The organism is Haloactinomyces albus, from assembly GCF_031458135.1.
Lineage (GTDB): Bacteria > Actinomycetota > Actinomycetes > Mycobacteriales > Pseudonocardiaceae > Haloactinomyces > Haloactinomyces albus.
On sequence record NZ_JAVDXW010000001.1, the window covers coordinates 512,943 to 525,237 of the forward strand.

General features: G+C 63.5%; 7 protein-coding genes and 3 rRNA genes. 1 reads left to right on the plus strand and 9 read right to left on the minus strand.

The window, feature by feature from the left end; genetic code table 11:
* Positions 1-2 precede the first annotated feature (2 nt).
* The 3 genes from JOF55_RS02390 to JOF55_RS02400 all read right to left on the minus strand — a co-directional run bounded on the left by JOF55_RS02390 (position 3) and on the right by JOF55_RS02400 (position 2,236).
* Positions 3-263 (minus strand): hypothetical protein, encoded by a 261-nt coding sequence (locus JOF55_RS02390; protein ID WP_310268871.1) that lies wholly within the window; start codon positions 261-263, stop codon positions 3-5.
* A gap of 150 nt (positions 264-413) precedes the next feature.
* Positions 414-1,421, minus strand: coding sequence for an HAD-IIA family hydrolase (locus JOF55_RS02395; protein ID WP_310268875.1), 1,008 nt, complete (start codon positions 1,419-1,421; stop codon positions 414-416).
* Entirely contained in the window at positions 1,418-2,236 is an 819-nt protein-coding gene (locus JOF55_RS02400; RefSeq protein WP_310268878.1) for a hypothetical protein, read from the minus strand. The genes JOF55_RS02395 and JOF55_RS02400 overlap by 4 nt, the downstream gene beginning before the upstream one ends.
* Positions 2,237-2,344: 108 nt before the next feature.
* On the opposite strand from JOF55_RS02400, the gene JOF55_RS02405 reads away from it, so the two are divergent.
* Entirely contained in the window at positions 2,345-2,767 is a 423-nt protein-coding gene (locus JOF55_RS02405) for a hypothetical protein (protein ID WP_310268881.1), read from the plus strand.
* Between the two features lie 378 nt (positions 2,768-3,145).
* On the opposite strand, the gene rrf is transcribed toward JOF55_RS02405, so the two are convergent.
* From rrf to argH, 6 genes are all read right to left on the minus strand, one after another.
* Positions 3,146-3,262 (minus strand): 5S ribosomal RNA (gene rrf, locus JOF55_RS02410).
* A gap of 93 nt (positions 3,263-3,355) precedes the next feature.
* Positions 3,356-6,445, minus strand: a 23S ribosomal RNA gene (locus JOF55_RS02415).
* 309 nt (positions 6,446-6,754) lie between these two features.
* Positions 6,755-8,277, minus strand: a 16S ribosomal RNA gene (locus tag JOF55_RS02420).
* Together the 16S, 23S and 5S rRNA genes form the textbook arrangement of a ribosomal RNA operon.
* Before the next feature lie 553 nt (positions 8,278-8,830).
* Positions 8,831-10,105, minus strand: coding sequence for a tyrosine--tRNA ligase (gene tyrS, locus JOF55_RS02425; protein ID WP_310268884.1), 1,275 nt, complete (start codon positions 10,103-10,105; stop codon positions 8,831-8,833).
* Between the two features lie 32 nt (positions 10,106-10,137).
* Positions 10,138-10,803, minus strand: a complete 666-nt coding sequence (locus JOF55_RS02430; RefSeq protein ID WP_374727205.1) for a DNA-3-methyladenine glycosylase — start codon at positions 10,801-10,803, stop codon at positions 10,138-10,140.
* Positions 10,803-12,263, minus strand: a complete 1,461-nt coding sequence (gene argH, locus JOF55_RS02435) for an argininosuccinate lyase (RefSeq protein WP_310268890.1) — start codon at positions 12,261-12,263, stop codon at positions 10,803-10,805. Before argH ends, JOF55_RS02430 begins: the two co-directional genes overlap by 1 nt.
* Positions 12,264-12,295 lie beyond the last annotated feature (32 nt).

The following is a 12,295-nucleotide window of genomic DNA, read 5'->3' on the forward strand; positions in this document are numbered from 1 at the left end:
CGTCAACTCCCGTTACCACTCGAACCGGACAACAGGTTCTCGGCCTTGCCGAGCGCCTCAGTGAGCGCGGTGTGCACGGCGTCGAACCGCTCGACGTGCTCGGATACCGGAAGCTCGGCCAGATTCCCAAGCCGGGCCAGCGCCTCCTCGATGGCCCGCTCGGTCGACCGCCCCTCGTCCGAACCATTCGTTTCGACAGGCGCCTCGGCAGGCACCGCCGAATGCGATGCCGGTGCATTACTGTGCTGACCGGACGAGGTCATGTTCGCTCACTTCCATCGGCCACACCGCCCCAGCGGTGCGCGACGATACTGCCCACGCTATCGGACGTGCCACACAACCGCGTGGATACCACTATCACACCATGACTCGAGGTCATGCACATGGACGGGACGAGAGGATCCGAGTACGTCTCATGCCAAACCCAGGCCGTTCAGTGCCATTTCGGCCTGCTCGTCGTCTCCCCTGACCCGTACCGGCCCCGAACCGATTCGCCACCACACCGCACATAACGCCCGCAGCGCGGGCAGCGGTTCGGCGATCCCTTCGGAGAGAGCCGTCAATACCAGAGCTGATTCCTCCACCCGGACCGTGAACGAGGACTGATCGGTGATCAACGACTCTTCCGGGGGGCGATGCAGCGCCGCCAGATCCGCCGAGACGTAATCGGGGCGGGATTCGGCGGGAGCACCCAGCACCTCTGCCGGAGTACCGACCCCGGACAGCACCATCAGCGATGGCATACCCGCCTGCACACCACCGGCGATGTCGGTTTCCAGTCGGTCACCGACCATCAGTGGGCGGCTCGCCCGAGCGGAATCGGCCGCGCGACGCAGCAGCGGCGGTTGCGGTTTGCCCGCCACCCGCGGCATCCGGTCGGTCGCCAGCTGCAACGCAGCCACCATCGCGCCGTTTCCGGGCAATTCGCCCCGCTCGGTAGGCAATGTCGCATCGCTGTTGCAGGCCACCCAGGCGGCACCGCCGTTGATCGCCAAGCATGCTTCACCGAGGTCCATCCATCCCGTATCCGGCGAATGCCCCTGAACCACCGCAACCGGACCGTCCGCGTGACGTCGAACCGGGCTCAGACCGACCCCTTCGATCTCGCCCGCCAGAGCTTCCGTCCCGATCACCAGCACGCGCGCCCCGGCGGGCAGGAATTCGGCCAGTACCGCAGCCGCTGCCTGGGCACTCGTGCTGACCTCGGCGGTCTCCGTGCACAGTCCGAGATGCCCGAGATGTTCGACGACAGCCCGGGGCGGTTTGGAGGCATTGTTGGTCACATAACGAAGCGCGACTCTTCGCCGATGAACTTCATCGATCGCCTCCTTGGCTCCCCTGACCAACTCATCGCCACGATAGACCGTGCCATCCAAATCCAGGAGCACGGCATCATGCTGCTCGACCAACGGAGCCGTCACAGTGCCCCGGAACCTCCTTCGAGATCACCGCCGTGCTCCTCGGCAGAAGCGGTATCCCCCTCGGCCGTGCCGGTGGGCGTTTCCTGGGCTCCCTCGCCATCGGTTCCACCCGTGTCCCCGGGCAACCGGGACTCGACCTCCGCGACGAGTTCCTCGGCCGCATCGGCCCCGCCGAGCCGTACAACCAGTTCATCGAGTCTTTCCGGGGCGTCGGTCTCGCCTTCGTCATCCGCGTGTGCCGCGTGGACGAACCACGTGAACGCCTCCTGCACTCTGTCCGCCGCCAGCAGATTGTCGGCATAGGCGTAGAACAGCCGGGCGCTCCACGGCTCCTGCCGTTGCGGGTCGAGGTCCGAAGTCTGCAGGCTGACCACGGAAGCATCGATCTGTCCAAGATCGCGGCGCGCACCGGCAGCGACAATGCGCAACTCGACCGCCTGCTGCCCCTCGAGTTCGGCAGCTTCGGGACTGCGACTGAGCTCCAGGGCTCGCTGCGAACGGCCAAGTGCGCGCTCACAATCGGCCATGATCGCCAACTGCCCGGCACCGCCTGCCATACGGCGGGCGGCACGCAGTTCGGTCAGAGCCTCGCTCCACTCCCCGACCTGGTAAGCCGTGAGCCCGTTGGCCTCCCGCACGGCTGCCACACGAGCAGCACTACGACGCGCGAAGCGTGCATGAGTCAGCGCTCGCTCCGGTTCCGTGTCCATCAGTTTGCCTGCGGCAACCAGGTGGGCTGCCACCTTGTCCGCCAGCCCCTTGGGCAGCCCGCGCAATTCCCGGCGGACCTCTCCATGCAGCTCAGAGGCCTGCACATCCTCGGGGAGATCCGGTTCTCGGGGCTTCGGCGGCGTGTTGGCGGGTCTCTTCCCGCCTGCTTCGCTGTTCTCTCCCGCCGGCCGGTTTCGTCCTCCCGAACGTTCATGACCACGGTATCGGCTCTTGTTCGTGTCGGTAGCCGATCGTTTGTGATCCGCACGATCGGCTCGTCCCTGCGAGCGGTCGAAGCCTCGGCGTTCGGGTCGGTCCGAAGGCTTGCCACCGGACGAGCGATCATCTCGACGGGGACGATCGTGGCGTCCCTTTCCTCCACCGGAGTGGTCACGCCGGTCGCCACGCTGCTCTGGCCGCTCACCACGCGGCCCCTGTCCCTCGGCGCGTGCACCATTGCGATCGGAACGGCGACGATCGTTCCATTGACCACCGGCGCCACGTCCTGGCTGGGAGCGGTCGGCGCGATTTCCGTCTTTTCCGCGGCTGCTTACTCGGTCATCGCGCCTGCCACCACCACGAGCATCCTGACCATGCCGCGCGGAAGAGCCCCGACGCGGATCATCGCCCCGTGAATCGTCAAACCGCTTCTGGCCGCCCTGTCGGTTCGGGTAGCGATCTCCCGAGCGCCGGTCGTCACCGTGTCCACGCCCCGTGCTGTGCCCATCACCGCTGCGGTTACCGGAACCACGTCCTCTCGGGTCACCTCGGCCACCGCCGGGACCACGGCCACCGCTGGGCCCGCGGCGGTCGCCGCCGTGCTTGTCCTCGGAATCGGACACCGGACCTCCTGCAACATTCGAAAAGCCGACCACCCCAGCTTAGTCCGCAAGGCTCCGTCGGTACTGCCGAGCCAATTCGGCCGACGGGACTGTGCTGGTAAGTGAACCGGCGGGCATGAAAGGAGGGGGAGGGACGTGCGATGGGGCACGTCCCTCCCCCTCCGAAGTGGGGGTCGGCGGTGTCCTACTCTCCCACACCCGTGGGGGTGCAGTACCATCGGCGCTGGCGGGCTTAGCTTCCGGGTTCGGGATGGGACCGGGCGTGTCCCCGCCGCTATGACCACCGACTCGTTCTGGCCACACAGTCTAGCCCATGGCCAGTGTGTGGAGTTTATGGGGGTGGTTGTTGTTTCAGATCCGTATAGTGGATGCGCACCCTGGGTGGGTAAGTCACTCGGCCGATTAGTACCGGTCGGCTGCACCTGTTGCCAGGCTTTCACCTCCGGCCTATCAACCCACTCGTCTGGTGGGGGCCTTACCCGATCCAGGTCGGGGGGAGACCTCATCTGGAGGACGGCTTCCCGCTTAGATGCTTTCAGCGGTTATCCGTGCCGAACGTAGCCAACCAGCCGTGCTCCTGGCGGAACAACTGGCACACCAGAGGTTCGTCCGTCCCGGTCCTCTCGTACTGGGGACAGCATCTCGCAAGTCTCCGAACGCGCGCGGCGGATAGGGACCGAACTGTCTCACGACGTTCTAAACCCAGCTCGCGTGCCGCTTTAATGGGCGAACAGCCCAACCCTTGGGACCGACTACAGCCCCAGGATGCGACGAGCCGACATCGAGGTGCCAAACCATGCCGTCGATATGGACTCTTGGGCAGGATCAGCCTGTTATCCCCGGGGTACCTTTTATCCGTTGAGCGACACCGCTTCCACCAGCCAGTGCCGGATCACTAGGCCCTGCTTTCGCACCTGCTCGACCCGTCGGTCTCACAGTCAAGCCCCCTTGTGCCCTTGCACTCGCCACCTGGTTTCCAACCAGGCTGAGGGGACCGTTGGGCGCCTCCGTTACCCTTTGGGAGGCAACCGCCCCAGTTAAACTGCCCACCAGGCACTGTCCCTGATCCGGATCACGGATCGAGGTTAGACGCCCGCAACGACCAGAGTGGTATTTCAACAGCGACTCCACCCACACTGGCGTGTGAGCTTCCCAGTCTCCCACCTATCCTACACAAGCCGAACCAGACACCAATACCAAGCTACAGTAAAGGTCCCGGGGTCTTTCCGTCCTGCCGCGCGTAACGAGCATCTTTACTCGTATTGCAATTTCGTCGAGTCCGTGGTCGAGACAGCGCCCAAGTCGTTACGCCATTCGTGCAGGTCGGAACTTACCCGACAAGGAATTTCGCTACCTTAGGATGGTTATAGTTACCACCGCCGTTTACCGGCGCTTCCATTCTCCGCTTCGCGGGCGCACCCACTAACGAGTCCTGTTAACGTTCCGGCACCGGGCAGGCGTCAGTCCGTATACCTCGTCTTACGACTTCGCACGGACCTGTGTTTTTAGTAAACAGTCGCTCGGGCCCACTCTCTGCGGCCACCACCAGCTTCGGAGGCAACGCTCCTACACCGGCCATGGCTCCCCTTCTCCCGAAGTTACGGGGACATTTTGCCGAGTTCCTTGACCACGGTTCGCTCGCTCGCCTCGGTATGCTCTACCTGACCACCTGTGTTGGTTTGGGGTACGGACCACCCACGCACTCGCTAGAGGCTTTTCTCGGCAGTACGGGATCACCCACTTCGCCACACGGGCTCGGCCTCCGGTCTCAGGCACCGGTGCACGGATTTGCCTGTGCACCGCCCTACACCGTTACCCCGGGACTACCATCGCCCGGGATGGGCTACCCTGCTGCGTCACCCCATCACTGACCGGACCGCCGGGCCTCGCCACCATGAGCACCGGACACCGTCCCGCACAGCGGAACAGGCCGGCACCGATAGCACCGAGAACACCGACACCGGTATGGGACGCGCGTCGGCGGGTACGGGAATATCAACCCGTTATCCATCGGCTACGCCTGTCGGCCTCGCCTTAGGCTCCGACTCACCCTGGGCGGATCAGCCTTGCCCAGGAACCCTTGGTCATCCGGCGGCAGAGATTCTCACTCTGCTTGCACTACTCATGCCCGCATTCTCTCTCGCATGGTCTCCACGACTGGCTTACGCCGCCGCTTCACCGTCCACACGATGCTCCCCTACCCACCATGACACACAGTCACGGCGACACGGCTTCGGCGGTGTGCTTGAGCCCCGCTACATTTTCGGCGCAGGACCACTCGACCAGTGAGCTATTACGCACTCTTTCAAGGATGGCTGCTTCTAAGCCAACCTCCTGGTTGTCCGGGCAGTCCCACATCCTTCCCCACTAAGCACACACTTGGGGGCCTTAGCCGGTGTTCTGGGCTGTTTCCCTCTCGACGACGGAGCTTTTCCCCCGCCGACTCACTGCCGCGCTATCCACGCCATGCCATTCGGAGTTTGGTTGACGTCAGTACCCCACACAGGGCCCTCCACCATCCAGTAGCTCTACCTGCACGACGAAACACACGACGCTGCACCTCAATGCATTTCGGGGAGAACCAGCTATCTCCGAGTTTGATTGGCCTTTCACCCCTACCCACAGCTCATCCCCCAGGTTTTCAACCCTGGTGGGTTCGGGCCTCCACCCGGTATTACCCGGGCTTCACCCTGGCCATGGGTAGATCACTCGGTTTCGGGTCTAGAGCACGCGACTACCCCGCCCTGTTCGGACTCGCTTTCGCTCCGGCTTCCCCACCACGGGTTAACCTCGCCACGCACCACTAACTCGCAGGCTCATTCTTCAAAAGGCACGCCATCACCGCGAACGGCTCTGACGGATTATAGGCACACGGTTTCAGGGACTCTTTCACTCCCCTCTCGGGGTACTTTTCACCATTCCCTCACGGTACTCTCCGCTATCGGTCACCAGGAGTATTCAGGCTTACCAGGTGGTCCTGGCCGATTCACACGGGAATCCACGGACCCCGTGCTACTCGGGATCACACCCGGGAGCACGCACCACTTTCACCGACGGGGGTCTCACCCACTACGCCTGCGCATTCCAACGCATTCAGCTGGCCATGCATACACTCCCCGCTGAGGCGGCAGCCCCAACCAGATGCTCCCAACAACCCCGAGCACGCAACGCCTGCCGGCTTGCCACGCACCCGGTTTAGCCACACATCCCGTTTCGCTCGCCACTACTCGGGGAATCGCTATTGCTTTCTCTTCCTGCGGGTACTGAGATGTTTCACTTTCCCGCGTTCCCTCCCACTGCCCTATACATTCAGACAGCGGTGACCGGACATCACTCCGGCCGGGTTTCCCCATTCGGACACCCTCGGATCACAGCTCGGTTGACAGCTCCCCGAGGCTTATCGCAGCCTCCCACGTCCTTCATCGGCTCCTGATGCCGAGGCATCCACCGTGCGCCCTTACACACTTACACACCAAGTATCAAGATGCTCGCATCCACTATACAGTTCTCAAACAACAACCACCACGGCAACACACCCACCACCACCCCAACCAGGGGCAGCACCAGCGGCATGTTCCCTCAGAACCCAACAGTGCACCGACACCGAGACCACCCAGGCCCCAGCAGCATTCCATGTTCGACGTTTCCACACTCTCGGACAGCACCACCCGGTGCGCACCACATCCGGGCACACCCACCAGGCAGCACCCACACCCGGCCACCACCCTGCCCACACCGGGACAGGACACGCCGGCATGTGCGAGTACCAGTGCTCCTTAGAAAGGAGGTGATCCAGCCGCACCTTCCGGTACGGCTACCTTGTTACGACTTCGTCCCAATCGCCGGTCCCACCTTCGACCACTCCCCCCGGCAAACCGGTTGGGCCATGAGCTTCGGGCGTTACCGACTTTCGTGACGTGACGGGCGGTGTGTACAAGGCCCGGGAACGTATTCACCGCAGCACTGCTGATCTGCGATTACTAGCGACTCCGACTTCACAGGGTCGAGTTGCAGACCCCGATCCGAACTGAGACCGGCTTTAAGAGATTCGCTGCCCCTCACGGGTTGGCCACCCTCTGTACCGGCCATTGTAGCATGTGTGAAGCCCTGGGCATAAGGGGCATGATGACTTGACGTCATCCCCACCTTCCTCCGAGTTGACCCCGGCAGTCTCCCGCGAGTCCCCAACCGCATTGCTGGCAACACAGGACAAGGGTTGCGCTCGTTGCGGGACTTAACCCAACATCTCACGACACGAGCTGACGACAGCCATGCACCACCTGTGCACCGGCCCCAAAAAGGGAAACCCTGTCTCCAGAGCGATCCAGGCATGTCAAACCCAGGTAAGGTTCTTCGCGTTGCATCGAATTAATCCACATGCTCCGCCGCTTGTGCGGGCCCCCGTCAATTCCTTTGAGTTTTAGCCTTGCGGCCGTACTCCCCAGGCGGGGCGCTTAATGCGTTAGCTACGGCACGGACACCGTGGAAACAGTCCCCACACCTAGCGCCCAACGTTTACGGCGTGGACTACCAGGGTATCTAATCCTGTTCGCTCCCCACGCTTTCGCTCCTCAGCGTCAGTATCGGCCCAGAGACCCGCCTTCGCCACCGGTGTTCCTCCTGATATCTGCGCATTTCACCGCTACACCAGGAATTCCAGTCTCCCCTACCGAACTCAAGTCTGCCCGTATCGACCGCACGCCTGCCGTTAAGCAACAGGTTTTCACGGCCGACGCGACAAACCGCCTACGAGCTCTTTACGCCCAATAAATCCGGACAACGCTTGCGCCCTACGTATTACCGCGGCTGCTGGCACGTAGTTAGCCGGCGCTTCTTCTGCCCCTACCGTCACCTTCGTCGGGACCGAAAGAGGTTTACAACCCGAAGGCCGTCCTCCCCCACGCGGCGTTGCTGCGTCAGGCTTTCGCCCATTGCGCAAGATTCCCCACTGCAGCCTCCCGTAGGAGTCTGGGCCGTATCTCAGTCCCAGTGTGGCCGGTCACCCTCTCAGGCCGGCTACCCGTCGTCGCCATGGTACGCCGTTACCGCACCATCCAGCTGATAGGCCGCGGGCTCATCCCGTACCGCCGGAGCTTTCCACACACCACCATGCGATGACATGTCCTATCCGGTATTAGACCCCGTTTCCAAGGCTTATCCCCAAGTACAGGGCAGATTGCCCACGTGTTACTCACCCGTCCGCCACTCATCCACCCCTGCGAACAAGAGCTTCAGCGTTCGACTTGCATGTGTTAAGCACGCCGCCAGCGTTCGTCCTGAGCCAGGATCAAACTCTCCAACAAAGGATCATTCAACAACCCCAGCAGAAACACACCCCACAACAGGGCATGCCCCAAAAAAACAAAACCGAAAAAACGGTCCGCATCAAACACAAAACCATCGGCACACTGTTGAGTTCTCAAAGAACACACCCACCACACGGCAGGCCCGCAATAACCGCTTGCTGCACCGAAAACCCTAGCAAACCCACCAGCAACCCACCCAAAGGGGGGTCACCCGAACCGGCCCACCGAGCTCTCACCACGCCACATTCCCACACCGGAAACCCAGCACCGCAACAACACGCTCACCGCATATTAACCTTGCTCCGCTGAAACAGCCCAACCAAACCGGAAACCAATCCCGCCGGACCGCCATTCACCGTAACAAACACCCGAAACCACCCAAAAACCCAGGAAGCAACCGGCCACCAACACCCGACCCGACTCACACCGGCTCGTTCCGTGCTGACAAGAAATAATTTACGCGCCGACGCACACGGAGTCAAATCGACCCGTACCACCAGCGGAAAAACGGAACCCGCAGGTCAGACGCCTTTCCGAAGCTGCTCCGAGTTTAATGGAACACCCGAACACCCGCAGTGTGGCGTTTGCCACGACGAACAACGAGCCAGCGGCCGTGCAACAGGTCCTCTTTGGAGGGCGACCAGGTGTCATCAGTGATTTTACCGTTGTTGACGTAGGCTCCGCCCTCACTGACCGTGCGACGTGCCGCTGCCCTGCCGGTGACAAGACCGGTTGCCACCAGCAGATCCACGATCGTCGGCTCGTCGGCGAGTCGAACCTCACCGGTCGGTGCCTCGGCCATGGCGGCGTCCAGTGTTGCCTCGTCGAGCTCGCGGAGCTCTCCGCGCCCGAACAGTGCCTGACTCGCGGCAACCACCTGCCGTGTCGCATGGGCACCATGCACCATCGTCGTGAGTTCCTCCGCCAGTTTGCGCTGTCCCGCGCGCAACTGAGGGCGTTCGGCAGTCGTGCTCTCCAACTCCTCGATCTCGTCACGTCCGAGGAAGGTGAACAGGCGCAGGTACTTGCCGACATCGGCGTCATTGGCATTGACGAAGTACTGGTACCAGGCATACGGCGAGGTCATCTGGGGATCGAGCCAGATGTTGCCGCCCCCGGTTGACTTGCCGAACTTGCGTCCCTCGGAATCGGTGACCAACGGCAAGGTCAACGCGTGGCCGGTAACCCCCTCCTGCCTGCGCAGCAAGTCGACACCGGCGACGATGTTGCCCCACTGGTCCGACCCTCCGAGCTGCAGCCGGGTGCCGTGGCGCCGGTGGAGCTGAACGAAGTCGTTGGCCTGCAGCAACATGTAACTGAACTCGGTGTAGGACATGCCGTCGCTTTCCAGACGCCGCTTGACGGTGTCCCTGGCCAACATCGTGTTCAGCGAGAAATGCTTGCCGACATCCCGGAGGAACGCGGTCACCGACAGGTTCGCTGTCCAGTCCGTGTTGTTCTCCAGCACGGCCCCGGTCGGCGAATCGTCGAAGTCGACGAACCGTTCGAGCTGCCCCCGAATACCCTCGGTCCACTCCCGCACCGTGGCCTCGTCATGCAGGTTGCGCTCACCGACATCGCGGGGATCACCGATCAGTCCGGTCGCCCCACCGGCGAGCACGACCGGACGATGCCCTGCGAGCTGGAACCGTCGCAGGGTCAGCAGGGGAACCAGATGTCCTGCATGCAGACTCGGCGCGGTCGGATCGAAACCCGCATAGAGAGTGAGCGGCCCGGCATCCAGATCACGACGCAGTGCGTCGGCATCGGTGGACTGCGCGATCAGGCCGCGCCAGGACAGCTCGTCAAGGATGTGCTCGCTCACGCACTCAGTTTCGCGCACGGCCACAGCCGCCGTTACGCCCGGTCCCGGGTACGGCGGCGCCCTCCCCTGCGATAAGTGCTCACCGCGGGTGAACCGTCCACCCAGGAACGCCAGGGAAGGTCCTCGGCACTGGCAACACCCACACGGGGACCGGTACGTACATCGTCCTCGTCGACGGGCGTTCCGGTGAATAACCGCACCGGTGAGTCCGGGGCGGTGAGATCGATCCCGTTGTGCTCCCTGGTGATCCCCAGCACACTCGTCAGCCGAGCCGGGCCGGTGGCCAGGTGAGTGTCCTTGCGCACAGCGGGGCGACGCTGCCGTGCCAGTTCCCCACCGGAGAGAACCTCGCCCGCGCGCAACAGCACCGCGCCGGGTACGCCATCGGTCAGACACACGACGTTGATGCAGAAGTGCATGCCGTAGATGAAGTACACGTAGAGATGCCCCGCGGGACCGAACATGACGGCGTTGCGTGCTGTGCGACCGCGATAGCAGTGCGAGGCCGGATCGTCGCCACCGCGATACGCTTCCACCTCGACGATCCGGATTCCCACGTCACCGTGGGGTCCACTCGACCACAGCTCGCTTCCGAGCAGGTACCGGGCCACCCGCAACGGGTCCTGAGCGAGTTCCTCGCGAGCAACCTGTGTCACGGGCGACACCGTACTTGTTGTACTCGTTTCGGGATGTTGCATCACCGCTCCGCGAGCCATTGGCGATGTTCGGCCACCATCGTCGTGACGCGCCGGCTCTGTTCGGCGACACGATCGGGTGCGGTGCCACCGTGAGCGTCACGCGAGGCGATCGAGCCCGACACGGTCAGTACTTCACGGACCTGGGGGGTGAGTGCGGGGTGCACGGAGGCGAGTTCCTCGTCGGTGAGCTCCTCCAAACCAACCCCTCGCACCTCGGCCACGCGGACACACTCCCCCGAAGCCTCGTGCGCAACGCGGAAGGCAACGCCTTGCCGAACCAACCACTCTGCGATGTCGGTGGCCAGTGTGAACCCGGCAGGGGCGAGCTGCGCCATTCGCTCGGTGTCGAAGGTGAGCGTGCCCAGCATCCCGGCCATCGCGGGCAGCAGCAGCTCCAATTGCTGCACCGAGTCGAAGACCGGTTCCTTGTCCTCCTGCAGGTCCCGGTTGTAGGCGAGAGGTTGTGCCTTGAGAGTGGTCAGGAGTCCGGTCAGGTTGCCGAGCAGCCGACCGGACTTGCCGCGGGCCAGTTCGGCCACGTCCGGATTCTTCTTCTGCGGCATGATCGAACTGCCCGTGGCCCATGCGTCGTCCAGCGTGATGTAGCCGAACTCGGCGGTGTTCCAGATGATCACCTCTTCGGCGACCCGGGACAGGTTCATCGCCAGCATCGCCAGGTCGAACGCGGACTCGGCGGCGAAATCCCGCGAGGAGGTGCCGTCGATGGAGTTGTCCACGGCGCCGTCGAAACCGAGTTCGGCCGCGACCGCCTGCGGATCGAGACCGAGCGAGGATCCCGCCAGAGCACCCGATCCATAGGGTGAGAATGCCGTGCGCGCATCCCAGTCACGGAAACGCTGCACATCACGGAGCAGAGCCTGGCAGTGGGCGAGCAGGTGATGCGCCAACAACACCGGCTGCGCGTGCTGCAGATGGGTACGGCCGGGTAGGACTGCCTCGGGATGGGCCTGTGCCTGTGCGTTCAGGGCATCGACGATGTCGAGTACCCCCGCGACGACGCGACGCGTGGCATCGCGCAGCCACATCCGGAACTGCGTGGCGACCTGATCGTTGCGGGACCTGCCCGCTCGAAGCTTGCCCCCGAGTTCCTGGCCGACGCGCTCCAGCAGACCTCGTTCGAGCGCAGTGTGCACGTCCTCGTCGTCGACCACGGGGCGGAACCGCCCGGTCTCGACATCGGCGGCCAGCTCGTCGAGCCCGGCGAGCATGTGTTCGAGTTCGGTTTCGGTGAGCAGTCCCGCCCCGTGGAGCACGCGGGCGTGCGCGCGTGAGCCTGCGATGTCGTAAGGCGCCAGGCACCAGTCGAAGTGCGTGGACAGGCTCAGCGCCGCCATCGCCTCCGCCGGTCCGGAGGCGAACCGGCCCCCCCAGAGCTTGGTGGGTTCGGCCGGGTTTCCGGGAACTCCCCGTTCGGATGGCTCACTGCCTTGCTGCGTCACGGTGCTTCCTCGGTCGTGTCGGTCAGTGCACT

What these genes read in the sequence shown, in the direction of transcription:
- JOF55_RS02430 (WP_374727205.1), bottom strand. Translation starts at nt 10,803, where the DNA reads ATGCAACATCCCGAAACGAGTACAACAAGTACGGTGTCGCCCGTGACA.
- JOF55_RS02405 (WP_310268881.1), top strand. Translation starts at nt 2,345, where the DNA reads ATGACCACGGTATCGGCTCTTGTTCGTGTCGGTAGCCGATCGTTTGTG.
- JOF55_RS02390 (WP_310268871.1), bottom strand. Translation starts at nt 263, where the DNA reads ATGACCTCGTCCGGTCAGCACAGTAATGCACCGGCATCGCATTCGGCG.